Origin of the sequence: Bacillus sp. FSL K6-0972, assembly GCF_037976035.1 — a bacterium.
Lineage (GTDB): Bacteria > Bacillota > Bacilli > Bacillales > Bacillaceae > Bacillus > Bacillus haynesii.
Genome location: NZ_CP150260.1, coordinates 3026712 through 3052919 on the forward strand (window position 1 = coordinate 3026712; position 26208 = coordinate 3052919).

Sequence of the window (26208 nt, forward strand, 5' to 3'; positions counted from 1 at the left end):
TCTCCTCCTTATCTACTTGCCATTAACAGTTGATACTCCACCTGCATGAGTAAATTCCCTATGAATATCTTTTTCTACAAGAATCATCGTTTTCCCGTCTTGGTGATGATGCCATATATAACCTGAAGGTGGCCTATTAAGTGATGGTACAGGTGGATCAGAATCTTTATTTAAGCCAGCCTCTATATTTGCCTTCTTATAATCCGCTGGTCGATTGGTCGGTTTTGAGATTTCTATTTCTACCGGTTTCACCGTAGGGTGCATATATGGTGTGAAATCAGGATAACCGTCAGGATATCTTACAGTTTGTCCATGTTTATTTGTGTATACCCAAGTACCATTTTTATCTATCTCTACTTTCCCGCCTTTCATCTCCCATTTTTCTGGAACAGGCGAATTTTTAGGCTTAGTTGCCAATTGTTCTTTTGTAAATTTTTTTATCGTTTCATTTTTACCCTTAGCAACAGGATTCACTTTTCCACTTGTTGATTTAAATAAAACACTCTTCTTCTTATCCTCAACCAGCTCACGTATCAGAGGTGTATTCTTCACGTTAATAGAATTCGGAGCATCCTGAAGAATCCCTTGCAATGCAGGAGTGTAACGATTATTAGGTGGCTTAATTGACTGTTTTATAGTCTTACCGGCTTTCTTCGCCTTGTTGACCGCGGCTTTCCCCGCTTTTGCAAGATCTTTCGAGCCTGTCGAAACAGAAGATTTTCCGCTTTTCAAGCCCCAAAGGCTGCCGATCATATAAGTAAAATAATGCGCTCTTGAATACGCATCCCCATGTACTACTTTCTCATCCCATTTTTCCGCCAACGTGTCAACCATACTCATAAAAGCGCCCTTATAATCGTATTCAAGAACCGTGTCTAAAACGACTTGTGGGTCTTTATGTAAATGGTCGATTGTCCACCCAATATTCCACCCCAACTGAATTCCGCCATCAACAAAATCTTTCGCAAGATCATATCCAGCGACAGCGCTGCCTTTAGCTGATTTATATACAGGACCTAAATATTTCTCCCCTGCCTCATCTAATTTTTCCCCTGCGTCCACTATACCATCTATAAAGCCTTTGCCGGTCTCTTTAATATTATCAATTGTCGTTTGAAGGGGGTCATTCCAGAACTCAATAGATTTAACATGCTCCATTTGTTCTGGTGTGAGATTATCATAACCAATTTCTTTAGCAATCTTAAGATATTCCGCTGAATCGGATGTATTTTCGAGCTTTTTTCTCAGCTTATAAAGCTGAACATCATGTTCACTAACTTCGCTGACTTCTTTTTCAAGCTTTGATCTCTTATCCAGCTTATCCAACATGACGCCCATCGCTGTGTCTTGGCCACCACGCAAAGTATCCATCTCATCCGGCTTTAAAATCGAACCCTTTTGGTAACCGGTGATTTCAATTTTAGGGCCTGTGTACATTTTTTCAAGTCGGCTTATGTATCTATGCATCGTTTCCAGGTCGTTTTCAGCGGTTTTAAGAGCGCTTGTCTGTTCGCGGTCAAAAGCATGTAGCTTTTCAATTGTCTGATTAATTTCCTTTAAGGCTTTCTGATTCTGTTCATGAAAACCGCTGTCATTCAAATCGGGCAAATCGACAATGTGGCTGACTTTTGCGATCGTGGCATTTGTTTTAGATACCAAACGCTTCGTTGTGCGGTCGGCAGCATTCACCCCTTGTTCCAGCTCGTGTTCGAGAAAGGTTTGCGAAATAAATCCGTTGTGGTTTGGTTCCAGAGAATTCAGCGCGCTTTTCATTTTCTTCAGCGTGGAACTGTATTCCTCTATGAAAGTATCATAGAACTGTAGAAAAGGGGTGTGGCATTCCTCGTAAAAGGCGCGGATCGCGTCGCCACCTTTTCCTTTTAAAGCATCATCAAGTGATGTAATGCTTTCTACGGCTTTTTTGACTTTTGCGAATTCGTCTGACTGATGTTTTAATTGTTCCAGCGTGTGGTCAATGGCTTTGTGCAACGCCTGAACATCCAGAGTTTTCATAGCACTCTCCTCTAATACTAAAGTGACATACCTCGAAATATTTTACCACTTTATAGAAAGGAATTGGTGAATAAATCCTGTCAATCCATGAAAATGAATCTTATTGAGTAGGTCTTATACCCTGACACGTTCGACTTGTTATTTTCAAATGCCAAAAAAGGAAAATCATTGTCAAAAAATGATCCTTTATGTAAAATGAATCATATGCAGAAAAAGGAAAAGACCAGACATTAATTTTTTGAATATTTAAAAACAACTATATGAAAGGATGCTGGGGGCATTGGAAGCTAAAGTTGCGTTTGAGAAAGTCGGTAAAATGCTTAATGATTGGTATTGTTTTATTAGACAAAACAATATTCAAAATGCTACTAAACTGCGGGAAGAAATTAAAAATATACTGCCTAATATGAAGGAAAATCAAAATGTGCTGTTATATTTTAACCTTATAGATTCACGATTTAAACTGATGACTGAGAATTACAAAGAATCTGGAGATCTGTTAAACGATATCAAATCAAAAGCTTTAGAATCCTGTACTGATGATATGATTCAGTACTATTTCTATTTCTTTTCTGGATTGTATGAGTTTTATAAAAAAAGATTTACCAAAGCCATTAATTTTTATAGAATCGCGGAAAGTCGTCTACATAAAATCCCTGACGAAATCGAAAGGGCAGAGTTCAATTATCAAGTTGCCATTGCATACTATGAAATTCGGTAAAATTATTTTTCCTTAAATCATGCTGAAAGAGCATTAGAGAGTTTTAAAGCAAACGGTATGTATTCCAATAGAGCAGCAACGTGTCAAATGGTTATTGCATGTAACAAAATGGATTTACTTCAATACAATGAAGCTGAAGACATTTTCAAAAGAGCCATTAAGGAGGCTGCTCAAGCAAATGAAAAAAGGGCTGAAGCCCTGGGATATTTCAACCTTGGCATATGTTATGAAAGACAGGAAAAGTTAGATGCGGCCCGACAATCCTTTGAATCAGCATTGGATATTCCAGAGCATCAAAGATCAGTTTATTCTGTACGAAGTATGTATATGTTAACCCGGGTGCTCTGTAAAAAGGGTCTTATTGATGAGGCGCAAGAATGGTACAAAAAAGCAATCTATGAAGCTGCTAAAGCTGGAGAAACAACATATGAAGCCAAACTGAATATCATAAAATCTTTATATATGGATTTAAACGAGACATCATTAGAGAAAGGATTTAATGTTCTCAAGGAAAATAACCTCTGGAGTGATGTTGCGGAATTGTCACAAAATGCAGGTAAACACTTCAAAAAGAAGGAACACCAGGCACTTGCGGCGAAATATTTTGAGGAAGCATTAATTGCCAAAGACCAAATCCAACGATTAACGGAGGGGATTGACTGATGAAAAAATTCCTGATCACCCTGGCTACAGTATCATTAACAAGCTTTATGTTATTAGGAGCTGTTCATACACCGAGTGACAACTTAGTCAAGACAACAACTATAAAAGTAGCTGAAAATGGAGCTTTCGGATAAAAATTCGCGGACTCATAAGAGTCTGCTTTTTTTGTTCTTAACAGCCCTCAGATTATCCCGAGAGCTGTCGCGAGATTGTAAATGGCCCGCCGTTTGACCTGATAGTATTTGTCCTTTTTCAGTCCCATCTCCATATAAATCTCAATGTCCTTTATTTTTTGGGGAGAGAGATACTTGGCCTTTATAATCTTTACTTCATCATCATCAAGGCTTTGTTTAAGCGCCCTGTCCATCTGACAAACTTTCAATTCATTTAAAGAGTGCTGGTCCCTGAGCTGCGGGAAAAGGTTATTCATCCCGGCCGCTTCCCGTTCTTTCCGGTTTTCAAGCTGAACCTTCAAAGCCTTATATCTTTTCAACTCCCTTATAATCGTATTTCTGACTTCTTTTTCGTCTATAGGCGGCAGAAAAGTCAATTGTGTAGCTGACATGCTAAATCCCTCCTAAAAACAAATTAGACACCAAATAAACGCTTATACAACGTCGATTTGGTGTCCGCAGGCTCTCCTTCTTGGACCAATATAAATTCCTGAATCCATCTATTCCATTAGAGACTTAATTGTTGTTTCTCTCAAATAATTTCATTTCGATGGTAATTCGATCCCCCTCTCGCTTTTTCGGCATCTTTACCGAAGGCATTTGCGCCACAGTCAAATCGGAAAAATCTTCGTCGATTGTGAAAACCGGTTTCTTTTTCGTCAACAAAAAACGCCTCCTACTTCGTTAAATTGATCGGTGCAAAATTGCGTCGGTTTTTTAATTGACCGATACATTGACCGTTACATTTAACGAGTAGAAAGCGTGTTATGACGGGCTTTATCGCCCCATTACGTGACGTCCCAGGAGAGATTCGAACTCCCGACCGACGGCTTAGAAGGCCGTTGCTCTATCCAGCTGAGCTACTGGGACATGATGTTGTTTTGTTTCGCTTTAACTATCAGCGACAAGATTTATTATATGCGGATCGGGACATAAAGTCAACAACTTTTTAGAATTTTTTTCTTCACGAGGAAGAAAAAAATTCTTCCTCATGAATGTGCTGGCAATTGGACGTGGTTCGTCAGGCTTTCGACTTCCCGGCCGTCCAAGTCATAAAAGCGGACCGTTGCATTGTCTTTGTCAATGTTTAGTATAGCATAAGTTTTTTCTTTCCGCACCCGCGGAAGGCGGATGCTGCCGGGGTTGATCAGCAGTTTTCCGTCCATCAGTTCGCTTCCCGCGATGTGGGAATGGCCGAAACAGATGATATCGGCGCCGAGCTCTTCAGCCTGGTAATACACATTTAAAAGCGACTGTTTAATGCCGTATAAATGTCCGTGTGTGAAAAAAAGTTTTCTCGATCCGACGGGAACGACAATTTCGTCTTTAAACTCTCCGTAAAAATCGCAGTTTCCTTTTACCGTTAAGTAAGAGGATAGCGCGGGATGGGAAGGATCCAATTCGGAATCCCCGCAATGGATAATGAGATCTGTTTCCTCCCCGTGCCGCTCAGCGATCATTTCCAGTTCGTCTTCAAGGCCGTGGCTGTCGCTGACAATCAGAACCTTCATGATCGGCCCTCCTCCTTTACGCTTGATCCAATAAAGCGGACAGTTTTTTCAGCGCTTCCGCTCTGTGGCTGATTTTGTTCTTTTCGCCGCTTGAGAGCTCGGCCATCGTTTGATCTTTGTCTTTGACGAGAAAAACCGGGTCGTAGCCGAAGCCGTTTGTGCCGCGCGGCTCTTCGGTAATGTACCCTTCCACAGAACCTTCGACCGTTTTCGTTTCCTGTCCGGGAATGCATAATGCGAGCGCGCATCTGAACCTCGCGGAACGGTCTTCTTTTTCCACCCCTTCGAGCTCTTTCAATAGCTTTTTCAGGTTGGCGAGATCGTTTTTCTCTTCTCCTGCATAGCGGGCCGAGTATACGCCGGGGCTGCCGCCGAGGTAGTCGACAGACAGGCCGGAGTCATCGGCAATCACGATTTTGCCGGTTTCTTTCGAAATCGTTTCCGCTTTAATCACCGCGTTTTCTTCGAATGTCTGCCCGGTTTCTTCGATTTCGGGCGTATAGCCGATGTCCAGCAGAGATTTGGCATCGTAGCCCCTCGGTTCAAGCATCGCTTTGAATTCCTTGACTTTCCCTTCGTTTTTCGTGGCAATGATGACTTCTTTCATCGTATATCAAGCCTTTCTCATGTTATTGTTGAATGGCTGATGCAACGTCGCCGAGCACTTCTTTCTGCTTTTCGATGAGTTCGGCGATCCCTTTCTCAGCCAGTTCTAAAAGCCCGTCCAGTTCACTTCTTGAGAATGTCGCTTCCTCTCCTGTTCCCTGAAGTTCGACAAAGCGGCCTTCGCCTGTCATGACGACGTTCATATCAACCTCTGCTGCAGAATCTTCCTGATAGTTCAAATCAAGGATCAATCCTTTTTCCTTATCGATTCCCACTGAAGTGGCAGCCAAAAAGTCGGTGATCGGCATCGCCTTCAGCGTGCCTTTTTCGACAAGTCTTCCGACGGCAAGCGCCATGGCCGTAAATGCTCCGGTGATCGACGCGGTTCTCGTACCTCCGTCAGCCTGAATGACGTCGCAGTCAATCCAGATCGTCCGCTCACCGAGCTTTTCCAAATCAACGACCGCCCGCAGAGCTCGTCCGATCAGCCGTTGAATTTCCATCGTCCGTCCGGAAATTTTCCCTTTTGACGATTCCCTGATCGTCCTTTGGTTCGTGGCCCGCGGCAGCATGCTGTATTCGGCGGTGATCCAGCCCTTCCCCTCTCCTCTCAAAAAGGGCGGCACGCGGTCTTCCACAGACGCGTTACAGATCACCTTTGTCCCGCCGACTGTAATCAGGACCGATCCCTCGGGATGCGTAATGAAGTCGAGGTCCATTGTGACAGGGCGCAGTTCATTGTTTTCTCTTCCATCGTATCTCATTTTTTACCTCCGATTGTATGTACATAAACCTTTCACAATCATTCCGCTCTTCCAAAAAGCTGAATAAAGAAAGAGGCAGCTTTAATCGCTCACCTCTTTTTCTATAGTATATCAAAAATCTCTGCTTAAAAACTACCTGTGTTCACCTTGCTCGGTCTTGAAACCGGCTTGGAAAGCTTTTCTCCTTTTTCATTCACGAGCTCAGCTTTTCCGTTCACAGTAACCGACACACTTTTTACATCAGGCAGCTCGGTTAATGTCAACACAATACTGTTTAACACTTCATCTGATATCACTTTTTTCTCGCCGTCGGCACTCCCGTAGATCGCTTTGTTAAAGTCGAGGGTTACATGGCCGTCTTCAATCTTCGGCTCGTTTTCAAGCTTAACGTCGCCCTGGAAATCGGAAAGCAGGCCGCTTTTATTGCCCGGTCCTTCCGTCAGCTCTTTAATCGCCGCCGTCACCTGGTCTTTTTCTTTTGCAGACGTCCGCTTTGTTACCGGAACGTAGTATGTGCCTTTGTCTGATTCAGCTAAATAATAGACGGTGACTGGCTGTGTCGCAGTTATATCGGTCACACCCGCCGTATCGAGGTTGATGCCGTCCTCGCGGCTGAGTTCTTCTGAAATCGGCGTGCCGCTAACAGGCATTTCTTTCAAATCATGGCCGTTCATGCGGATCTTCACTTTATCAATCGAGTTAAACTGTGTTAACGTCCATGTAATCGCCTGTACGATTTTTTGCTCGTCTTCAGCTTTATAGTTTTTAAATTCATTTGAGAAATCAGCAATTGCTGTTCCGTCTTCTTTAATATCAACATTGACCGTTGTATCCGCCGGCAGCACGGCTCTGAATCCGTTTGGCAGGATGTTTGAAACAGGGCCGCCTTCAACGAGGTATTCAAGCGCTTGTTTAGCCGTACCTTCCTGCTTTGGCAGCGGCAGCGTCTGGGCTGTCACATAGCCGTTCTTATCAATGAGATAAAGCTCTCTCATGACCGTATCGCTCGTTTGAGCCGCTTTATCGTCGCTTGTCGTTTTGCTGCCTTTGTCTTCTGTTTTATCTTTGGTTTTGTCTGTTTTGTCTTGCTCCTTCTCCTCTTTTACATATGTGATGTCCTGCGGCGGATCTATCTCCTCTGAGGCTTGATCTGACTGAAATATTCCGCACCCGGAAAGAAGCAGCGCGGAGGCCGTAACCGAAACCGCGATTCCTTTCATTCCTTTTTTCAGCATACTTTTCCCTCCTAAGGCAGTTTGTACTATTATGTATACGAGCCCGCTTTTGAATTAGACCGCTTTTTAAAAAAATCCCTCTCAATACAAAAAACCTTTTCTTTAAAAGAAAAGGCTCATGAAAAAAGCTGCCGTTTGCTTGTGCGGCAGCTTTATTTTATAGCGGTTTCCTGAAGAGAAATGCTTTCCACATTTTTCACTTCGTATCCAAACCAATCGTTTGCAATTTTTGTGAAGCGGGCGCGTTCCCCGGTTGTTAAAAACAAGTGTTCAGGCGGTTCCGCCGTTTTGCTTAATAAACCGTTGTATGACAAGATCGTGCTGACTTCCCTGGCCGTTTCATCTCCGGAGGAAATGATGTTGACGCGCTCTCCCATATAGCGCTGAATCGGTTCTTTTAAAATCGGATAATGCGTGCATCCGAGAATCAGCGTATCGATTGATGAATCCCTGAGCGGGTGCAGTGACGACCTGACGATTTCATCAGCCGTCTCATCCAAAAATTTGCCGCTTTCCACAAACGGGACAAACATTGGGCAAGCCAGATTTTCTACCGTTAAATCTCCGTTCAGCGAAAGAAGCGCTTCTTCGTATGCGCCGCTTTTGATCGTGTTTTCCGTTCCGATCACGCCGATTCGCTGGTTTTCCGTCACTTTAATCGCGGTTCTGGCTCCGGGCTGCACAACGCCGATGACGGGGATCGCGACTTCTCTGCTGATTTCCTCAAGCGCGATGGCCGTCGCTGTATTGCAGGCGATCACGAGCATTTTAATATGGTGGCGGGATAACAAATAATTTGTCATTTCCCATGTATATGACAGGACTTCTTTTCTGTCCCGAGGTCCATATGGACACCTTTTCGTATCTCCAAGATATATAATTTTTTCTTTCGGCAGCTGCCTCATGATTTCTTTTGCAACGGTTAAACCGCCGACTCCCGAATCAATGACTCCTATCGGTTGATCCAACAAAATCGCCTCATTTTCTGTTCATTTCCTGCTGAAGTTTAATTAATAATTTTTCAAATGCGGCTGTTTCTTCCTCGGAAAACGCCTCTAACATGTCTTCCAAATAGTCCTGCCTTTTTTGAATGACCTCCTGGATGATCCGCTCTCCTTCCGATAGAAGATGAATGCGGACTACGCGCCTGTCGGACGGATCTTTCACCCGTTCAACGAGATTGTTTTTCTCCATTCGGTCAATTAAATCCGTCGTGGTGCTGCACGCCAGGTACATCTTTTGTGATAACTCGCCGATCGTCATATCCCCGTATTCATACAGCCATTGAAGACCGACAAACTGGGGAGGGGTAATCGTATATTGGGTGAGAATTTCTCTTCCTTTTTGTTTAATGATGCCCGCAATATGGCGGAGTGATTTTTCAATATCCGCTATGTGATTCAAAGAAGCATTCGAATTCATTTTCTCTACCTCGCTCGACTCGTTGTTTTGTTTTCAAAACACTTGAGTCTATTTTCCTTCTTTTCTACATAAATTGCAAGACTTCAACATGAATATACAAATTGCACCTAAAAACAAATAACCGGTTCCCTTCTTGTTACAAGAAGGAACACCGGCTCAATTTAGAGCTCTAGCTCACCCATTCGAAGAAGTTCAACAACAGCTTGCGAACGGCCTTTCACTCCCAATTTTTGCATCGCATTGGAAATGTGATTACGTACAGTCTTTTCACTTATAAAGAGCTCGCTTGCGATTTCCTTTGTTGTCTTGTCTTGAACGAGCAATTCGAACACTTCTCTTTCTCTTTTTGTTAGCAGCGGCTTTGATTGAAACTCTTTCTCCTTCAAGTATTGTAACCCTCCTTGCTAAGGTGAGAGCTGATCTGAAACGAATGGGTTTCGATATAGTCGTGATATCATATGAAACATACGCAAGGTCGGTGACGTTTCTGACGGAGAAAAGGGTTCCCTCAAACACCTATTTTTCAAATCATAACACAGGCATCGTTTCAGGGCTGAATTTCTAAGGGAGACATTTTAAAATCCAGGAGATCAGCCGCCATCTTTTCGTAATATATGCGTGCGTTTTCTTTTTCTGCACAGCGTGAATGATTTGTGCAGCCGCTTTTTCGGGCGAAGCCGTCCAAAACAGATGATCACCTTTTGCAAGAGCCGTGTCCACAAAGCCGGGCTGAATTTCGGTGACCACAATTTCATCGCAACCGAGTTTTTTCACTTTTTGACGGAGTCCTTTTAAATAATTTGAAACGAATGCTTTTGAAGCGGCGTAGGTGACGGCCCCTCCGTTTCCTCTCAGCGCGGCGATGGATGAAATGCCGACTAAATGCCCTCTCCTATTTTTGATAAAATGCTCCATCAACACGTTCGAGCAGGACACAAATCCCGTCACATTTACATCGATCGTTTCCTTTTCTTTGCTCCAATCCATTTCGCTTTCCAAATATCCAACACCTGAACAGATGAAGACTGCGTCTGCCCAATTCATCTCATCAAGCAGTTCTTTCAACAGTATAGGCGAGCGTTCGCTGTCGGCTGTATCGACCTTTTTAATGTATGAAGGTCCAGGGAGGTCGTCACGCAATTTGGCTAGCAGTTCATACCGTCTTGCTGCAAGACCGACCTCCACTCCTGCGGCTGACAGCTGCTTGGCAAGCGCTTCGCCAATTCCGGAACTCGCGCCGATGATCATCGCTTTTTTCATTTTCCTCTCCCTGTCAATTATTTCTCAGGAAATGAGTCATTGCCAAGCAGTTTTGCTTTTTGTTCACCTGTCCATTTCACCGGCTTACCCGTATCTTTCGCAATTTGCACCATGACCGCCATTCCTGTAAAGCAAAGGTCACCTTCCCCATTTTTCGCCGCATAGTGGAGGGTGAGGGAAGCGTTGCCGACAGATGCTGTTTTGACGCCGATTTTCAAATGTTCATGAAGCATGACCTGCTGAAAATAATCGCATTGCTGGCTCGCCACGACGGGAATTGCCGCGCTATTCCCGTCTGAAAGGCGATCCATGACGCCCAGGTGCTTAAAATAGGAAATCCTCGCTTCTTCGAAGTAGACAAACGGTGTGACATTGTTCATATGACCGAACATGTCCGTTTCTGAAAAACGGACGGATACTTCATCAAAAAAAGAAAATGATTGACACCATGTGTCAAACGGTTCTTCAATATATCCCGGCAGCTTCATTGTTTTTCATCCCCTTTGATCATGAAAACACCTCTTCGGCTTGAAGAGGTGCGTTTTTTTCGTGTTATTCCGAGTTGTCGCTTCCGAAGAAGTTTTTAAACGCCTGAACGGTCGTATCCCTGTTTAATGCAGCGATTGAGGTTGTGAGCGGGATGCCTTTCGGACATGACTGCACGCAGTTTTGCGAATTTCCGCATTCGGCCAGTCCGCCGTCCCCCATAATCGCTTCAAGCCGTTCCGATTTGTTCATCGCTCCTGTCGGATGGGTGTTGAATAAGCGGACTTGCGAGAGCGGTGCAGGTCCCATAAAGTTTGTTTTATCGTTCACGTTTGGACAAGCTTCAAGACATACGCCGCAAGTCATGCATTTTGACAGCTCATAAGCCCACTGCCGTCTTCTTTCCGGCATTCTCGGTCCCGGTCCGAGGTCATATGTGCCGTCGATCGGCACCCATGCTTTGACTTTCTTCAATGAATCAAACATGCGGCTCCGGTCCACTTGAAGGTCGCGGACAACCGGGAATGTTTTCATCGGTTCAAGGCGGATCGGCTGCTCAAGCTGGTCGATCAGCGCTGTACAGGACTGTCTCGGCTTGCCGTTGATGACCATGGAGCAAGCGCCGCACACTTCCTCGAGACAGTTCATATCCCAAGCAATCGGCGACGTTTTTTCTCCTTTTGCATTCACCGGGTTCCTTCTGATTTCCATCAAAGCGGAAATCACGTTCATATTCGGACGGTATGGAATTTCAAACTCTTCTTGGTAAGGATTAGAATCCGATGTATCCTGACGAGTGATGATAAACTTGATTGTCTTATTTTCACTCATGATTTCGCCACCTTTTTCTTCGAGTAATCCCGTTTACGCGGTGCGATTAATGAAACATCGACATCCTCATAATGGAATTTCGGGGCTTCAAAATCGCCTGCATGTTTCGCCATTGTTGTTTTCAGCCATTCCTCGTCATTACGTTCAGGGAAATCCGGTTTATAATGGGCGCCGCGGCTCTCATTCCGGTTGTATGCACCGAGCGTGATCACCCGTGCCAATTGCAGCATGTTGTGCAGCTGACGTGTGAATACGGCTCCCTGGTTGCTCCATTTTGCCGTATCGTTGATATTGATGTTTTGGTAGCGCTCGGCAAGCTCTTGGATTTTTTCATCCGTTTTCAGCAGCTTGTCATTGTGGCGCACAACCGTCACGTTATCTGTCATCCATTCGCCGAGCTCTTTATGAAGGACATAAGCATTTTCATTGCCGTCCATTTTCATAATGTCAGCCCACTTTTCTTCTTCCTTTTTGACGTAGCTGTCGAAAACGGAAGAAGACAGATCTTCTGCGGATGTTTCAAGACCTTGAATGTATTCAACGGCTTTCGGACCTGCGACCATGCCGCCGTAAATAGCTGACAAGAGCGAGTTCGCGCCCAGGCGGTTTCCTCCGTGCATTGAATAATCGCATTCTCCTGCGGCAAACAGTCCAGGAATGTTGGTCATCTGATTGTAGTCGACCCAGAGTCCGCCCATTGAGTAGTGGACCGCAGGGAAAATCTTCATCGGCAGCTTGCGCGGATCGTCACCCATGAATTTTTCATAGATTTCAATGATTCCGCCCAGCTTGATGTCCAATTCCTTCGGATCTTTGTGGGAAAGATCGAGATAAACCATGTTTTCGCCGTTGATGCCGAGCTTTTGTCTGACGCATACATCAAATATTTCACGCGTCGCAATATCACGCGGCACAAGGTTTCCGTAGGCCGGATATTTCTCTTCAAGGAAATACCAAGGCTTGCCGTCTTTATACGTCCAGACTCGTCCGCCTTCACCGCGCGCCGATTCGCTCATCAGCCGCAGCTTGTCGTCTCCCGGAATGGCGGTCGGGTGGATCTGGATGAATTCTCCGTTCGCGTAGTAAGCACCCTGCTGATAAACGATCGAAGCGGCTGATCCGGTATTGATCATCGAGTTCGTCGATTTTCCGAAGATGATGCCCGGTCCCCCAGTCGCCATGATGACTGCGTCTGAACGGAACGACTCGATTTCCATCGTCGTTAAATTTTGGGCGACGATACCCCGGCACGCATTGTCATCATCAAGAACGGCTCCGAGAAACTCCCAGCCTTCATATTTCGAAACAAGCCCTTCAACTTCGAAGCGTCGAACCTGCTCATCCAGCGCGTACAAGAGCTGCTGTCCGGTCGTCGCTCCCGCATATGCCGTTCTGTGATGCTGGGTTCCCCCGAAGCGCCGGAAGTCAAGCAGCCCTTCAGGTGTTCTGTTAAACATGACGCCCATGCGGTCAAGCAAATGAATGATCGACGGCGCCGCTTCACACATCGCTTTGACCGGCGGCTGGTTGGCCAGAAAGTCTCCTCCGTAAACCGTATCGTCAAAATGCTCCCAAGGGGAGTCGCCTTCACCTTTTGTATTGACCGCTCCGTTGATTCCGCCCTGCGCACATACGGAATGTGAGCGCTTAACGGGAACGATCGAAAATAGTTTTACATTTGTTCCTGCTTCCGCAGCTTTAATGGTCGCCATCAGACCCGCAAGTCCTCCGCCGACAACGATGATGCTTGAATTGCTCATGCCTGCCCCACTCCCTCTAGTAATCTAGTTCTTTTACACAAATGCCAAAATCGCTCTCAGCCCTACATAGGACAGCACAACAAAGACTCCCATTGTCACAAACGTGGCGATTCGCTGTGAGCGAGGAGAAACGGTGATTCCCCAAGTGACAGCAAACGACCATAAACCGTTTGAAAAGTGGAAGATTGTTGAGAGGACACCTACAATGTAAAAGCCGAGCATGATCGGGGAGCTCAAAATATCAGCCATCATGTCAAAGTTCACTTCTGCCCCCATTTGGGCGGCAATCCGTGTTTGCCACACGTGCCAGCTGACAAAAATCAAGGTAATGATTCCTGTAATCCGCTGCAGAACGAACATCCAGTTTCTAAAAAATCCGAATCTGTTCGCATTATTTTTTGCTGTAAAAGCTATGTATACTCCATAAACAGCATGATAAATCAGCGGAAGGAAAATCACGATGATTTCCAAAGCGTACCTGAACGGCAGGTTTTCCATAAAGTGAGCGGCGTTATTAAACGCCTCCTCTCCGCTTGCCGCAAAATGGTTGACAACCAAATGCTGGATTAAAAATATGCCTACCGGTATGACGCCAAGCAAAGAATGCAGTCTTCGATAAACAAACTCTCTGTTCCCGGCCATTGCTTTACCCCCTAGTTGAAAAGTGCAGTAAAAATGAAAGGTCTCCTATCCCCCGTCCTGTTTCAAATATCGCACTTTGTTAAGTTTTTATGACAATTTCATTTTACTCCTATGAGAAATAGGCGTCAAGAAAACGCGTACATAAATTGAAATTTTCTAAAATTTAATCATATTTTTGAAAATTTTATTTTATCAAAATATAAATATATCAGTTTTTTTTCTTCCTAAATGCATATCCCCGCTGTAATCTTTCACCCCATTTAAGCTATAATAAACGGAGAAAAGAGGGGAGACATTGGATATGAACAAATATGAAGCAAACTTAGCGCAATTAAAAGAGCTGGAAGTCTCCGCATATGGCTATGAGTTGATCAGGGAAGTGCTGCTTCCCGATATGCTGGGACAAGACTACGCAGATATGATGTACTGGGCGGGAAAAAAGCTCGCCCGCAAGTTCCCGCTTGAATCCAGGGAGGATCTTCCCGCTTTCTTTCTGGATGCAGGCTGGGGAACGCTTACGATCGTCCATTCTAAAAAACAGGAGCTTGAGTTTGAGCTCGAAGGCCCGCTGGTCTCAAACCGCCTCAAATATCAAAAGGAACCCTGCTTTCAGCTTGAAGCCGGATTTATCGCCGAGCAAATCCAGCTGATGAACGAACATATTGCCGAATCGTATGAACAAGTGAAAAAAAGAGCCGGAAAAGTTGTATTGACCGTCAAATGGGATATGAAAGATCCGGCATGATGCTCGAAAGGCTGCTGTTGATTTTCAGCAGCCTTTTTACAATAAAACTCAAATGAACACACACTCTTAAACCTTCTGCTGAGAATATCGGCAAATCACACATCCACTGCTTCATTCTTCCGGCACTATATTTATCGTCAATAATCACTTAAGTTAGAAACGGTTATGCTTAAAAATTAATCTTCAAACACCGATCTTACTAAGTTACTTTTTGAAAGCCACAGTGCAGAAGGAAGGGCAGATAGAATACCCAGTAACGGACTTATTAATAATATGATGAAAATTATCACATAAGGTATTTCGAGGTTCTTTACATCTAAAGCTGATAATAGATTATACCCCAGTATAACGCTTGAAATTAAACCCATTATACAACCAGCTAATGAAATAACAATTCCTTCATATAAAGCGAGTCGAACGATTTGCCATGGCTTTCCACCTATGGCTCTCATCATCGCAAACTCTTTTTTACTTTCCCTTAAATTGCTTGCCATACTATTCATTAAGCCAACAAGTGCAATTAAGGTGATGATTAACACGCTGCTTCCCAATAATACAATACGCTGTTTGTACTGTTGATAAAATTTATCCATCTCTTCTTTTCTATCATACAAAATAGCATCTTGATATTGGGGATTTTCCATCAGTTTCTCAATTTTGGCCTTTATATGGCCTTTTTCACTTTGATCCTTAATATTAAAAAATATTTGTTCTGTTTTTTGAAGATGAAACAACCCTTTTAACGTAGTCTCATTAGTAAAGAATCTTAAATCTTCATCAGGTAAAATAGGCACTTTGTCAACGACACCGACAATGCGTAATGTAAATGGCTTCTTGCCAGAAACTTCACTTAATTCATCTGGTTCCAATGTGACTGTATCTCCGACTCGAAACCCGATGTCCTCAGAGAATTGTTTCGTAATCACGGCCTCATCATCTTTAAGGTGATCAATTCGGCCTTTTACAATTTCAAAAGGAGCAGTGTTGCGTACTTTTTCCAAATCCAGGCCGCCCACACTCGTTAAAATTTCTTTTTTTCCGTTTACGGTCATAAATTGCCCGTTCCAGTTTGAATCTACTTTTTTTATATCTAAATCCAAAGTATGTGTTAATATACTTGTTTGAACCGGGATTGTTTCAACTCCGTTCATATGATCAATTTGTTTTATAATTGAAGAAGAGAAACCTGGCTCATACGAGGCTTCGGTAGCCTGTATGACATAATCAAGCGGATATTGTTTTGATATTGTTTTTTCTGTTTGACTGACAACAGCTTGCAAAATCATATATCCAACGAATCCAACAATGACTGCTAACGTTAATACCCTAGCAATTTGCTGACTTCTTCTCATTCTTTTCAGAGCATTTCTTCCGGCAATCATGCTTTCCATTTGATAAAACGGCCTTAAGAGAAAAGTTAGTGCCGTTACAATGATCCTCAATACTGTAGGAGTCATCACAAACATAATGAGTACAAATGATACCCCTAACAGAATACTGAAGCTGCCGCTTCCTCCGCTTTTATGCACTGCAAATGTCATAGCTGCCAGCAATAGCAAAATCATGAACAGGCCGATAATGGTTGCTTTTGATTCCGCTTTACTTTTATTGATTTTTTGGCTGTATGCAGCGATAGGAGAAAGCCTGCTAGTCGATAAAGCTGGTATTGTTGCTGCTAAGACAGTCAAAAGAATGCTTCCAAAAAACGAAATGATTATACTTTTTGCCGGGATTGATATTGATTGGATGGAATAGCCTATAAATTGTTCAGCAATATTGGACAGGGCATAACATAGTACAGTACCTGTAACCGTTCCCACTAATGCAGCCATAGTCCCTATCAGAAAAGCTTCCCAGATGACCATATAAAACAATTGGGCAGGCTTTCCGCCTAAAAGTCTTAATGTTGCTAATTCTTTTTGTCTTTCTTGAACCGACATTTGCAAAGTGCTGACTACGATTAATAGGCTTCCTAACAAGACTGTAATTGATAAACCGTTGACAATCGGTTTTAACCCGCCCAGTTGTTCTTTCTCTGTCGTCATCGCCTTGCGTTGATCAATGGATATGTCTTCAAAATGTTCCTTTAAATCTTCTATTACTTTTTGTTTATCAGCTGATTGATTTAATTTCACCATGACTGCCGTTGCTTTATTTTCATTATGGGTTTGCGCTGCGAGCCAATCATAATCAAAAATGACGATATTATTTAATTGCTCGCTTTCATTTAAAATACCAGATACTCGTACCTTTACATTGTCCCCTGGAGGAAAAGGAAAACTAATTTCGGAATCAACATCCAAGCCCTTAGCTTTTGCATATCGAGCAGGGATTACCACTTCCTGAGCTTTCGGAAATCCACCTTTACCGATGGAAACCAACGGGTGCTCCATAGCCAATTGGTGATGTTTAAAGCCTATATAAACAGGCTGGGATGCAACAGCAGCCGGCATATCTTTGCTTGCATACGGAAATAACATCGGGGTTATTTGATCTACATCTGGAAATCCCTCTATTGTTTGCAAATCTTTCGCACTCAATTTTTTGGTTGATCCGTTATAACCTGAAACCAAATCAAAATCTCCGTATTTTTCCAACACTGTTTTTTCGTTTGATTGTTCTAAAGTTGTCATCATGATTTGCGAAATAATCAGCAGCATAACCCCAAGACTAATACCGATCACAGCAAATATAGACCTGGCTCTTCTTGCTTTCAAAAATCGCCAAGCCAATTGAGCAGTTAAATTCATGCGTATACATCCTCTAATCTTTTAGTGATATGGCTTAAATTTACTTTAGGAGTCGCAGTGAGCTGAATATCTCCCGCCAATTCCCCGTCCTTCATAAATACAATCCGATGTGCATGTGAAGCCACATTTGCATCATGCGTCACCATGATAAGCGATTGTTTTTTCGTATCGCAAAAATGGCGGAGAATTGTCAAAATGGCATCACCAGTTTTTGTATCAAGACTTCCGGTTGGTTCATCTGCTAATACGATACTGGGTTCCATAATAAGCGCTCTTGCAATTGCAACCCGCTGCTGCTGTCCCCCTGACATCTGGGACGGATAAGAAGAAGCGAGTCTTCCAATCCCTAATAATTGCAGCAAATCATTTGCCTTTTTATTTACCGATTTATCTTTCTTTCCAGCTAGGAGTATAGGAAGCGTTACATTCTCCTCTGCTGTAAGCACAGGAATCAAATTAAACAACTGAAAAATAAAACCGATATTATTTCTTCTGAGTTGTGTAATTTGGGACTCATTACACTGAGATAAATGAATACCGTCTAGTGTGACTTCTCCTGAAGTTGGTTTATCTAGCCCTGACAGCATATTTAATAACGTAGACTTTCCAGAACCACTAGGACCCATAATAGCTGTAAATTCACCTTTTTTTATATCCAAATCAATATTTCTTAATGCAAAAAATTGATGTACTCCCTCTCCATATGACTTTGATAACTTTTTGGTTTGCAGGACTGAAGCTCTCATGTTTTTCACCTCTTTTTATAGTTCAGTTTCATTTTAAATAGCTAAACTCAATAGGGCGTTAATAAAATATCAATAAAATATCAAGATTTATTCACACATATTCCGCAATTACCAAAAAAACGTCATAATGTTATTCAGAAGCAAAACAGAAAGGAATGGCGATAATGAAAGAAACCATATTAGTCGTCGATGATGATGCAGAAATTATTGAACTGATGAAAGACTTTCTGGAGATCGAGAATTACAATGTTCTAACAGCATTTAATGGAGAACAAGCACTCTCCATTGTCAACAAACAAGAGGTCGACTGTATCTTACTGGATGTAATGATGCCGGGGGAATCAGGCTTTTCGATATGCAAGAAGCTGAGAGACATAAAGGATGTCCCTATCTTATTTTTAAGCGCCAAAGAGGATCCAACCGATAAAATCAGGGGATTAAGTGTCGGGGGTGATGATTATATTGTAAAAACGGCAACACCAGGTGAGATTGTAGCCAGAATCAAAGCAGTGAGACGGCGCTCCGGACAGCAAAAACCCGGACACTCATTCAACGGCCTTACAATTGATTACTTATCCCGAGAAGTACATATACACGGAAGAAAAGTTTCCCTCACCTCAAAGGAATTTGACTTATTATCTCTACTTAGCAGACATCCCCATCAAGTATTTACACACGATCAAATTATCCAATTTATATGGGGAGAGCATTATAGTGATCCGCATACAGTAAGGGTATTCGTCGCGAGAATCAGGGAAAAAATTGAAGAAATCCCCTCTCGGCCGCGCTGGATCCTAACTGTCTGGGGTGTCGGATACAAATTTGTGGAGGGGGCATAAACATGTTAAAGGAGCACAAAAAAAGACTGACAATAAAAAAATGGCTGTTTCTCTTCATTATTGCATTTATTTTGCTCCCCATTCTTACTACAAAAATGGCCGTCCATTTTTATAATGAATCAAAAACAAATTCTATTGAAATAGAAGATATAATGCCTTGGCTGGAACAAAACATTCTGAATCAGCCGGAAAATTGGAACAAAAAAGAGTGGCAAAAACAAATACATCATAAAACTGATGAGCTTCATATAGGGATACGCTTGCTAAACAAAGATCAAAAAGTCTTATTTTCAACAATAGAAAAACCAGATAATCATCAGATTACAAAAATAGAGCAAACAGCAGATTACTCAGTTGGGAATACAAACTATCTTCTTGAAGAATATTATGTATATCAGAATAAAAAACTCGCAGGCATTTTATATGTTCAAGATAAAAGGCCTGCACTCCATGCTTTCAATGGTTCAGAAAACAGTTTTCTAGAACAGTATGGAGGCTTATTCATCGCATTATTTGTTTTCCTGATGCTTTTGGCGACAGCTGCATGGTTTATGAATAAACAAGTATTAATCCCGTTGACTGCACTGGAGAAAACATCACAGCTCATTTCAAAACAGGATTTCAATTTTTCTCTTCCTTCTTCACGTGTTACAGAAATTCATGAAGTATCAAACGGATTTAAGTCCATGCAGCTGCAGCTAAAGAAATCATTAGCCAAACAACAATCACTTGAAAACGAAAGAAAACTGTTTATTGCTTCTATCGTGCATGATTTACGGACACCAATATTTACAATCCGGGGATATCTAGAAATCATAGAAAAGCAATTACACCAAGCCCCTGAAAAAGTAAAGAAATACATTGTGACATGCAGAAATAAAGCGGATATGCTGAATCATTTAGTGTCAGACCTATTCTCATACACGAAGCTAGAACTTTACAAAGAAAAACCAAGTGTAGAGTTTGTAAACCTAAACCGCTTACTTGACGATTACCTGAACGATTACTCAGCAATATTAGAAGAAAAGGGAATTCATCTCATAAAATCAATTCCTGAAGGTGATACATATGTTTATGCAGATCCCGAGCTTTTTTCCAGAGCTTTTTACAACATAATAGACAATGCCATAAGATTTTCTTTTAAAAACAGCGACATCTATGTTTCACTGTTCGAAGAGAAAAAATACGCTGTCATTGCCATTCGGGATAAAGGAAAGGGGCTGCACGAGTCCGAGTTAGACCAGATATTTACGCCGCTTTACAGAGGAGAAACCTCGCGCAATCGAAAAACAGGAGGAGCCGGATTGGGCTTAGCCATAAGCAAGGAGATTTTAGAAGTGCATGGAGGTAAAATTACTGCAGAAAACCATAACAAACAAGGTGCCGTTTTTAAATTATATTTGCCATTACCTAATGGATTATGATTAAGCATCATACTTTTTTTGATCGCTTGTTTTAGATGATATAGAAAAAGCAGTAAAGAAATCGCTCATCATACAATAAAAGCACATAGCCTGAATATGAAAAAAGGACCCATACATCAAGTAGAAACCAAAACAGCCAACCAATAGCTGAAAAGTAACATTTTATTTTTCGGCCTATTATTTATATCAAAAAGGAATAAAATTTGGCCTCTGGCTGATTCGGTATTACCAACATCGCAACCGTATTGGGCTATGTTTAATCAAATTTATTTCGCACAAAGTGTCATAGGCGGGGACCGCGGATATATTTTACGAAGAAAAAGGATGCAGCACCGTAAAATCGCTCTGTGTTATTAGCAATCGTCTCCCGACTACTGAAGCCATTCCACAACAAACAATGGATAAAAGCTTATCAGAGCGGAAAACAGCGATATGATTGAGCTCCCTAAGGAAGAATATTCATCTTCATTTTCGCGGATTTCCCGCCTTATTCGACTTTGCATTAGCCCTTACTAACTCTGATTACATACCATTCTCCTCCTGCTAGCAAATTGCAGGATGTTTAATTCGCAGCTATGCTTATTTTCGACAGTTCAAAAGCATCATGCAGCGCTTCAACGGCTTTCACCATATCGCCTTCGTTGACGACAGTCGAAACTTTGATTTCGGATGTGCTGACCATTTTGACCTGGATGTTTTTTTCCGCCAGCACAGCGAACATTTCCGCTGCTACCCCCGGGTTGGAGATCATGCCTGAACCGACGATCGACACTTTGGCAAGCCTGTTTTCCGTTTCAATCTGTTCATAGTCGAGCGCGTCTTTGTATTCTTCGAGAACTTCGACCGTCCGTTTTAAGTCTTCTGTTTTCACGGAGAAAGAAATCGACGTTTTGCTTGTGCTTGTCACCGATTGAATGATGATGTCAACGTTGATGTTCTGTTTGGCGAGCGTTGTAAAAATCGTTGACAGCGTCGTCAATCCGCTCGCCAGGCCGCATACAGTCACGCGTGTGATCTGATCTTCAAATGCAATGCCTCTTACGATTAAATTCTGTTCCATTGATGATTCCTCCTCGATTAATGTGCCGGCTTCTTTTTCGGTGCTTGAACGGACTTCCAAAGGCACCTGATAGTTTTTCGCAAATTCAACAGCTCTCGGATGAAGGACGCCTGCTCCGAGATTGGCAAGCTCAAGCATTTCATCGTAAGAGATTCCGGCCAGCTTCCGCGCTGTTTTCACATAGCGGGGATCGGTTGTGAAAACCCCCGGTACATCGGTGTAAATGTCGCATTTATCGGCTTTCAGGGCAGCTGCGAGGGCAACGGCTGTCGTATCTGATCCGCCTCTGCCGAGCGTTGTGATTTCACCTTCCGCTGTGATGCCCTGGAATCCGGCGACAACGGCGATTTTTCCTTCATTCAGACGCTCTTTCAGCTTGCCTGTATTAATGTTCGTAATCCTTGCGTTACCGTGAATATTTTCGGTTTCGATGCCGGCCTGCCAGCCTGTATAGGAAACCGCATCATACCCTTTGTTCTGCAAAGCCATTGTCAACAGCGAAATTGTCACCTGTTCTCCTGTTGTCAGCAGCATATCCATTTCCCTGCTGCTCGGCTGTTCGGTGATTTCCTTAGCAAGCGTGACGAGGGAGTCCGTCGATTTGCCCATCGCCGAAACGACGACGACAACATCATGACCGCGCTGTTTTTCCTCGATGACGCGGTTTGCGACATTCAATATTTTTTCCACTGACCCTACGGAAGTTCCGCCAAATTTTTGGACGATGAGACCCATCAAATACCACCCTTTTTGTTTTCGTTCGTGCTTGTTTATGTATGAAGAGGAAAGCTTGACCAGCGGGCTGTACGGTTTTTTCATACAAAAAAAGCAATGAGAGAATTCCCTCATTGCTTTAACCAACAAAAATGCCGATGATCTTAAACAACGAGATAGCCCTCCAAGAAATGAATTCTTGACAGCCTTACATTTATTCAATGTAAAGCCAGCAGGAAAAATGAATGGATTTTTCCCCGCTTCGGCGACGCTCCCCTTTCAGCTTTCTTCATCGGAATCCATCTTCCTCATCAAGCCTACTCTTGAAGTTCGCACCTCTATCTTCACCATATCACACGATCTTATTATGAAATTAGTACAAATTCTATCAGATTCTTTTTAAAAGTTCAACATTATTTTTTTAAAGCCTCTTCAATCAGCTGCGCCGTTTTCAGGGGAATGCCGAGTTTGCGGATATCTTCGGCGCTCGCTTCCTTCATTTTCTTAACGGAACCGAAATGTTTTAACAGCAGTTTTTTCCGCTGTTCGCCGACGCCCGGTATGCCGTCGAGCACCGATTGAAATGCGCTTTTTCCCCTGAGCTGCCTGTGGAAGCTGATCGCAAACCTGTGCACTTCGTCCTGAATGCGCTGAAGCAGGTAAAATTCCTGGCTGTTCCGCTCAAGCTGGACGATCTCAAGGGGATCACCGATCAAAAGGTTGGATGTTCTGTGTTTATCGTCTTTCACCAGACCGGCAACAGGGACATCGAGACCCAATTCATTTTCCAGAACGTCAAGGGCAGCAGACACCTGCCCCTTTCCGCCGTCGATCAAAATTAAATCAGGCAGCGGCAGATTTTCTTTCAGCACCCTTGTATATCTTCTTCTGATGACTTCGCGCATTGATCCGTAGTCGTCAGGACCTTCAACTGTCTTGATTTTATATTTGCGGTACTCTTTTTTATGCGGTTTTCCGTCGAGAAATACAACCATGGCCGAAACAGGGTCCGTTCCTTGAATATTTGAATTATCAAACGCTTCAATTCTGTACGGCGTGTAGATGCCCAGCGCTTTGCCAAGCTTTTCAATCGCGCCGATCGTCCGCTCTTCGTCCCGTTCGATGAGCGAAAACTTCTCTTTCAAAGCGAGCTTTGCATTTTTATGGGCAAGGAGCAGCAGATCTTTCTTCGCTCCTCTTTTCGGCTGGCGCACGTGCACGTCCAATAGCTCCTCAATCATGTCCTTATCGACGCTGTCAGGCACCAAAATTTCCTTCGGAAGAAAATGGTTGTTTTTTGAGTAAAATTGCCCGATGAACGTCAAAAACTCCTCATCTGCTTCCCTGTATAGAGGAAACATGCTGACATCCCTTTCAATCAATTTACCTTGCCTGATGAAGAAGACCTGGACGCACATCCAGCCCTTGTCATACGAATAGGCAAATACATCGCGGTCAACCATGTCGTTCAGCATCATTTTCTGTTTTTCCATCGTTGACTCGATATGGGCAATTTGATCGCGGAATTCTTTCGCCCGTTCAAACTGCAGGCTTTCCGAGGCTTCAAGCATTTTTGCTTCAAGTTCTTTCTTGACTTCATTGTAGCCGCCCTTTAAAAAGCGGGTAATTTCTTCTGTGAGCTGTCTGTTTGTCTCCTCAGACACATCATATACGCATGGCGCCAGACATTGTCCGAGATGATAGTACAAACAGACGCGGTCCGGCAGTTTGGCGCACTTTCTGAGCGGATAGAGGCGGTCCAGCAGCTTTTTTGTTTCCCTTGCAGCCTGGACATTGGGGTACGGTCCGAAATAGCGGCCTTTGTCTTTTTTGACCTTCCTTGTGACAATCAGCTTCGGATGCCGCTCATTCGTGATTTTAATGAACGGGTAGCTTTTATCATCTTTCAGCATCACATTATATTTCGGGTCGTACTTTTTGATTAAATTCATTTCAAGAATGAGCGCTTCGATGTTCGAGGATGTGACAATGTATTCGAAGTCTTCAATTTCACTGACAAGACGCTGTGTTTTGGCATCATGGGAACCGCTGAAATAGGAGCGGACCCTGTTTTTTAAGATTTTCGCTTTCCCGACGTAGATGACGGTATCCTGCCTGTCTTTCATTAAGTAGCAGCCAGGCTGATCCGGGAGAAGGGCCAGCTTTTCTTTGATTTTTTTGTTCATCAAAAATCCTTCCTTGTTTCGGCGTTTTTCCTTAATTTTAGTTTACCATGACCGACCGTACGTTCGCCACAATTGGAGAAGGAAGATGGCGGTTTGTAAGAAAAAAGCGATCCCTTTGGAATCGCCTTTTTCACAGGTTTCTATTTTACAAATGTTTGTTGACCAATTCTTCAAGCGCTTCTTTCGGTTTAAAGCCGACAGATGTTTCGACCACTTCGCCGTCTTTTAGTACGAGGAGAGTCGGGATGCTCATCACGCCGTATTTGCCGGCAGTTTCTTGGTTTTCGTCAACATCGATTTTTACGATTTTCAGTTTGTCTCCCATTTCTTGATCAAGCTCTTCAAGTACGGGCGCGATCATTTTACAAGGTCCGCACCAAGGAGCCCAGAAGTCGGCGAGAACTACGCCTTCACTTGTTTCAGATGAGAATGTTTGATCAGTTGCTTTTACGATAGCCATTCTTTCATTCCTCCAATTGTGAAATTATGCTTTTTAGTATAGCATCTCCCTTTGGTTCACGCTAACATAATGCTTGATTATACGTTTCCCTATCTGCACAGTTTTACACATCGGGATTTTAGCCTTTCTGAAAATGTCCATATCCCATGTTATTTTGCAGAAGACGGAAATGTGCCTATGTAAAAAGCCGGCCATTTCAGGCCGGCTTTTGATCAAGTGCTGACGCTCAGTTTTTTAAATTCCTCCGTGAGCAGCGGAACGATTTCAAATAAGTCGCCGACGATCCCGTAGTCGGCAATTTTAAAGATATCAGCTTCCGGATCTTTGTTGATGGCAACGATGATTTTGCTGTTTGACATCCCTGCGAGGTGCTGAATCGCTCCTGAAATGCCGCAGGCGATATATAAGTCAGGTGTCACGACTTTGCCGGTCTGGCCGATTTGAAGCGAATAGTCGCAGTAGTCTGCGTCACAGGCTCCCCTTGAAGCGCCGACCGCGCCACCCAATACCTCGGCAAGCTCCTGCAGCGGTTTAAAGCCTTCCTCGCTTTTGACGCCGCGGCCTCCTGCTACAATAATTTTCGCTTCAGACAAATCGACGCCTTCGGACGTTTTTTTGACAATGTCCTTGATGACCGTTCTGATGTCCCGAATATCTGCTTCGATGCTTTCAACCGCTCCTGTCCGCGTCTCATCTTTGTCAAGCGGGGCGATATTATTCGGTCTGATCGTTGCAAAGATCGTTTCATCTTCGGAAATGATCCGCTCAAACGCTTTGCCTGAGTAAATCGGCCTTGTAAACACGATGTTGCCGCCGGCCACTTCAACGTCGACGGCATCCGATATCAGCCCTGTTCCCATACGGGCTGCAAGCTTCGGCGACAAGTCTTTTCCCATTGACGTATGGCCAAAAATCATCACGTCCGGATTCTCGCGTTCAATGATTGGCAAAAAGGCTTGAACATAGCCGTCAGACGTATAGTTTTTCAAGAGCGGGTTTTCGGCTGTAAGCACTCTGTCAGCGCCGTAATGGATCAGTTCTGCCGCATGACTTGAAACGCTTTCACCGAAGAGAACGCCGATCACCTCTCCCCCTTGGGCAACCGTTTTTCCTGCGGCTATCGCTTCGAATGTCACATTTCTCAACGAACCGTCCCTGAACTCTCCCAATACGATAACTTTTTTGCTCATGTCCATT

At 43.4% G+C, this 26208-nt stretch carries 25 protein-coding genes, 1 tRNA gene, 1 pseudogene and 1 riboswitch; of the genes and pseudogenes, 5 read left to right on the plus strand and 22 right to left on the minus strand.

Features of this window, described 5'->3' with window-relative positions; translation table 11 throughout:
* Window positions 1-12: 12 nt before the first annotated feature.
* Complete coding sequence (locus MKX80_RS15345; RefSeq protein WP_268318139.1) at window positions 13-2013, minus strand: T7SS effector LXG polymorphic toxin; 2001 nt, start codon at window positions 2011-2013, stop codon at window positions 13-15.
* Window positions 2014-2293: 280 nt separating this feature from the next.
* On the opposite strand from MKX80_RS15345, the pseudogene MKX80_RS15350 reads away from it, so the two are divergent.
* Together MKX80_RS15350 and MKX80_RS15355 are read left to right on the plus strand one after the other, a co-directional pair.
* Window positions 2294-3397, plus strand: a pseudogene (locus MKX80_RS15350) (Rap family tetratricopeptide repeat protein).
* Window positions 3397-3531, plus strand: a complete 135-nt coding sequence (locus MKX80_RS15355; protein WP_017474965.1) for a hypothetical protein — start codon at window positions 3397-3399, stop codon at window positions 3529-3531. The pseudogene MKX80_RS15350 and the gene MKX80_RS15355 overlap by 1 nt, the downstream one beginning before the upstream one ends.
* 47 nt (window positions 3532-3578) lie before the next feature.
* On the opposite strand, the gene MKX80_RS15360 is transcribed toward MKX80_RS15355, so the two are convergent.
* From MKX80_RS15360 to MKX80_RS15430, 15 genes are all read right to left on the minus strand, one after another.
* A complete protein-coding gene (locus MKX80_RS15360; protein ID WP_268318134.1) occupies window positions 3579-3962 on the minus strand; it encodes an ArpU family phage packaging/lysis transcriptional regulator in 384 nt (127 codons plus the stop codon).
* 124 nt (window positions 3963-4086) lie between these two features.
* The gene (locus MKX80_RS15365) at window positions 4087-4233 is read right to left on the minus strand and encodes a hypothetical protein (RefSeq protein WP_268343043.1); all 147 of its coding nucleotides are present in this window, start codon (window positions 4231-4233) and stop codon (window positions 4087-4089) included.
* Window positions 4234-4366: 133 nt separating this feature from the next.
* Window positions 4367-4440, minus strand: a tRNA-Arg gene (locus tag MKX80_RS15370).
* A gap of 119 nt (window positions 4441-4559) precedes the next feature.
* Window positions 4560-5081, minus strand: coding sequence for a metallophosphoesterase (locus tag MKX80_RS15375; RefSeq protein ID WP_182070268.1), 522 nt, complete (start codon window positions 5079-5081; stop codon window positions 4560-4562).
* Between the two features lie 16 nt (window positions 5082-5097).
* Window positions 5098-5688, minus strand: coding sequence for an XTP/dITP diphosphatase (locus MKX80_RS15380; protein ID WP_154995892.1), 591 nt, complete (start codon window positions 5686-5688; stop codon window positions 5098-5100).
* A 22-nt stretch (window positions 5689-5710) separates the two neighbouring features.
* Entirely contained in the window at window positions 5711-6451 is a 741-nt protein-coding gene (rph, locus tag MKX80_RS15385) for a ribonuclease PH (protein WP_020452486.1), read from the minus strand.
* A gap of 125 nt (window positions 6452-6576) precedes the next feature.
* Window positions 6577-7686, minus strand: coding sequence for a GerMN domain-containing protein (locus MKX80_RS15390; protein ID WP_154995894.1), 1110 nt, complete (start codon window positions 7684-7686; stop codon window positions 6577-6579).
* Window positions 7687-7838: 152 nt separating this feature from the next.
* Window positions 7839-8657, minus strand: a complete 819-nt coding sequence (racE, locus tag MKX80_RS15395) for a glutamate racemase (RefSeq protein ID WP_154995896.1) — start codon at window positions 8655-8657, stop codon at window positions 7839-7841.
* Between the two features lie 7 nt (window positions 8658-8664).
* Entirely contained in the window at window positions 8665-9108 is a 444-nt protein-coding gene (locus MKX80_RS15400) for a MarR family transcriptional regulator (protein WP_003184148.1), read from the minus strand.
* Window positions 9109-9269: 161 nt separating this feature from the next.
* Window positions 9270-9494 (minus strand): spore germination transcription factor GerE, encoded by a 225-nt coding sequence (gene gerE / locus MKX80_RS15405; RefSeq protein ID WP_003184172.1) that lies wholly within the window; start codon window positions 9492-9494, stop codon window positions 9270-9272.
* A gap of 175 nt (window positions 9495-9669) precedes the next feature.
* Window positions 9670-10368 (minus strand): SDR family NAD(P)-dependent oxidoreductase, encoded by a 699-nt coding sequence (locus MKX80_RS15410; protein WP_268343044.1) that lies wholly within the window; start codon window positions 10366-10368, stop codon window positions 9670-9672.
* Between the two features lie 17 nt (window positions 10369-10385).
* A complete protein-coding gene (locus MKX80_RS15415; protein ID WP_182070265.1) occupies window positions 10386-10856 on the minus strand; it encodes a thioesterase family protein in 471 nt (156 codons plus the stop codon).
* Between the two features lie 64 nt (window positions 10857-10920).
* Entirely contained in the window at window positions 10921-11685 is a 765-nt protein-coding gene (sdhB, locus tag MKX80_RS15420) for a succinate dehydrogenase iron-sulfur subunit (protein ID WP_268343046.1), read from the minus strand.
* The gene (gene sdhA, locus MKX80_RS15425; protein WP_154997577.1) at window positions 11682-13445 is read right to left on the minus strand and encodes a succinate dehydrogenase flavoprotein subunit; all 1764 of its coding nucleotides are present in this window, start codon (window positions 13443-13445) and stop codon (window positions 11682-11684) included. The genes sdhB and sdhA overlap by 4 nt, the downstream gene beginning before the upstream one ends.
* Before the next feature lie 33 nt (window positions 13446-13478).
* Complete coding sequence (locus tag MKX80_RS15430; RefSeq protein WP_154997579.1) at window positions 13479-14087, minus strand: succinate dehydrogenase cytochrome b558 subunit; 609 nt, start codon at window positions 14085-14087, stop codon at window positions 13479-13481.
* 301 nt (window positions 14088-14388) lie between these two features.
* On the opposite strand from MKX80_RS15430, the gene MKX80_RS15435 reads away from it, so the two are divergent.
* Window positions 14389-14832 carry a YslB family protein gene (locus MKX80_RS15435; protein ID WP_268343048.1) on the plus strand — a complete coding sequence of 148 codons (444 nt, stop codon included), beginning with the start codon at window positions 14389-14391 and terminating at the stop codon, window positions 14830-14832.
* A 176-nt stretch (window positions 14833-15008) separates the two neighbouring features.
* Here the strand turns inward: MKX80_RS15435 and MKX80_RS15440 are convergent, their stop codons facing one another.
* Entirely contained in the window at window positions 15009-17582 is a 2574-nt protein-coding gene (locus MKX80_RS15440; protein ID WP_339227108.1) for an FtsX-like permease family protein, read from the minus strand.
* On the minus strand, window positions 17579-18328 hold the full coding sequence (locus tag MKX80_RS15445) for an ABC transporter ATP-binding protein (RefSeq protein ID WP_154997584.1): 750 nt from the start codon (window positions 18326-18328) through the stop codon (window positions 17579-17581). Before MKX80_RS15445 ends, MKX80_RS15440 begins: the two co-directional genes overlap by 4 nt.
* 164 nt (window positions 18329-18492) lie before the next feature.
* On the opposite strand from MKX80_RS15445, the gene MKX80_RS15450 reads away from it, so the two are divergent.
* Together MKX80_RS15450 and MKX80_RS15455 are read left to right on the plus strand one after the other, a co-directional pair.
* Window positions 18493-19167: a response regulator transcription factor gene (locus MKX80_RS15450; RefSeq protein WP_182070262.1), complete on the plus strand. Its 675-nt coding sequence runs from the start codon at window positions 18493-18495 to the stop codon at window positions 19165-19167.
* A 2-nt stretch (window positions 19168-19169) separates the two neighbouring features.
* Window positions 19170-20591, plus strand: a complete 1422-nt coding sequence (locus MKX80_RS15455) for a HAMP domain-containing sensor histidine kinase (RefSeq protein WP_268343052.1) — start codon at window positions 19170-19172, stop codon at window positions 20589-20591.
* A gap of 562 nt (window positions 20592-21153) precedes the next feature.
* Here MKX80_RS15455 and MKX80_RS15460 read toward each other — a convergent pair.
* From MKX80_RS15460 to MKX80_RS15475, 4 genes are all read right to left on the minus strand, one after another.
* Window positions 21154-22386 carry an aspartate kinase gene (locus tag MKX80_RS15460; protein ID WP_268343054.1) on the minus strand — a complete coding sequence of 411 codons (1233 nt, stop codon included), beginning with the start codon at window positions 22384-22386 and terminating at the stop codon, window positions 21154-21156.
* A 148-nt stretch (window positions 22387-22534) separates the two neighbouring features.
* Window positions 22535-22714, minus strand: a riboswitch (Lysine riboswitch).
* Window positions 22715-22778: 64 nt separating this feature from the next.
* Entirely contained in the window at window positions 22779-24551 is a 1773-nt protein-coding gene (gene uvrC / locus MKX80_RS15465; protein ID WP_268314258.1) for an excinuclease ABC subunit UvrC, read from the minus strand.
* Window positions 24552-24696: 145 nt separating this feature from the next.
* Window positions 24697-25011 (minus strand): thioredoxin, encoded by a 315-nt coding sequence (gene trxA, locus MKX80_RS15470; protein WP_003184189.1) that lies wholly within the window; start codon window positions 25009-25011, stop codon window positions 24697-24699.
* Between the two features lie 212 nt (window positions 25012-25223).
* Window positions 25224-26201 carry an electron transfer flavoprotein subunit alpha/FixB family protein gene (locus MKX80_RS15475; RefSeq protein ID WP_216930441.1) on the minus strand — a complete coding sequence of 326 codons (978 nt, stop codon included), beginning with the start codon at window positions 26199-26201 and terminating at the stop codon, window positions 25224-25226.
* Window positions 26202-26208: the final 7 nt, after the last annotated feature.

Bases quoted from the DNA above. Each gene is read 5' to 3' on its own strand.
- MKX80_RS15345 (WP_268318139.1), bottom strand. From the start codon at position 2,013: ATGAAAACTCTGGATGTTCAGGCGTTGCACAAAGCCATTGACCACACG.
- MKX80_RS15355 (WP_017474965.1), top strand. From the start codon at position 3,397: ATGAAAAAATTCCTGATCACCCTGGCTACAGTATCATTAACAAGCTTT.
- MKX80_RS15360 (WP_268318134.1), bottom strand. From the start codon at position 3,962: ATGTCAGCTACACAATTGACTTTTCTGCCGCCTATAGACGAAAAAGAA.
- MKX80_RS15375 (WP_182070268.1), bottom strand. From the start codon at position 5,081: ATGAAGGTTCTGATTGTCAGCGACAGCCACGGCCTTGAAGACGAACTG.
- MKX80_RS15380 (WP_154995892.1), bottom strand. From the start codon at position 5,688: ATGAAAGAAGTCATCATTGCCACGAAAAACGAAGGGAAAGTCAAGGAA.
- rph (WP_020452486.1), bottom strand. From the start codon at position 6,451: ATGAGATACGATGGAAGAGAAAACAATGAACTGCGCCCTGTCACAATG.
- MKX80_RS15390 (WP_154995894.1), bottom strand. From the start codon at position 7,686: ATGCTGAAAAAAGGAATGAAAGGAATCGCGGTTTCGGTTACGGCCTCC.
- MKX80_RS15400 (WP_003184148.1), bottom strand. From the start codon at position 9,108: ATGAATTCGAATGCTTCTTTGAATCACATAGCGGATATTGAAAAATCA.
- MKX80_RS15410 (WP_268343044.1), bottom strand. From the start codon at position 10,368: ATGAAAAAAGCGATGATCATCGGCGCGAGTTCCGGAATTGGCGAAGCG.
- MKX80_RS15415 (WP_182070265.1), bottom strand. From the start codon at position 10,856: ATGAAGCTGCCGGGATATATTGAAGAACCGTTTGACACATGGTGTCAA.
- sdhB (WP_268343046.1), bottom strand. From the start codon at position 11,685: ATGAGTGAAAATAAGACAATCAAGTTTATCATCACTCGTCAGGATACA.
- sdhA (WP_154997577.1), bottom strand. From the start codon at position 13,445: ATGAGCAATTCAAGCATCATCGTTGTCGGCGGAGGACTTGCGGGTCTG.
- MKX80_RS15430 (WP_154997579.1), bottom strand. From the start codon at position 14,087: ATGGCCGGGAACAGAGAGTTTGTTTATCGAAGACTGCATTCTTTGCTT.
- MKX80_RS15435 (WP_268343048.1), top strand. From the start codon at position 14,389: ATGAACAAATATGAAGCAAACTTAGCGCAATTAAAAGAGCTGGAAGTC.
- MKX80_RS15440 (WP_339227108.1), bottom strand. From the start codon at position 17,582: ATGAATTTAACTGCTCAATTGGCTTGGCGATTTTTGAAAGCAAGAAGA.
- MKX80_RS15445 (WP_154997584.1), bottom strand. From the start codon at position 18,328: ATGAGAGCTTCAGTCCTGCAAACCAAAAAGTTATCAAAGTCATATGGA.
- MKX80_RS15450 (WP_182070262.1), top strand. From the start codon at position 18,493: ATGAAAGAAACCATATTAGTCGTCGATGATGATGCAGAAATTATTGAA.
- MKX80_RS15455 (WP_268343052.1), top strand. From the start codon at position 19,170: ATGTTAAAGGAGCACAAAAAAAGACTGACAATAAAAAAATGGCTGTTT.
- MKX80_RS15460 (WP_268343054.1), bottom strand. From the start codon at position 22,386: ATGGGTCTCATCGTCCAAAAATTTGGCGGAACTTCCGTAGGGTCAGTG.
- uvrC (WP_268314258.1), bottom strand. From the start codon at position 24,551: ATGAACAAAAAAATCAAAGAAAAGCTGGCCCTTCTCCCGGATCAGCCT.
- trxA (WP_003184189.1), bottom strand. From the start codon at position 25,011: ATGGCTATCGTAAAAGCAACTGATCAAACATTCTCATCTGAAACAAGT.
- MKX80_RS15475 (WP_216930441.1), bottom strand. From the start codon at position 26,201: ATGAGCAAAAAAGTTATCGTATTGGGAGAGTTCAGGGACGGTTCGTTG.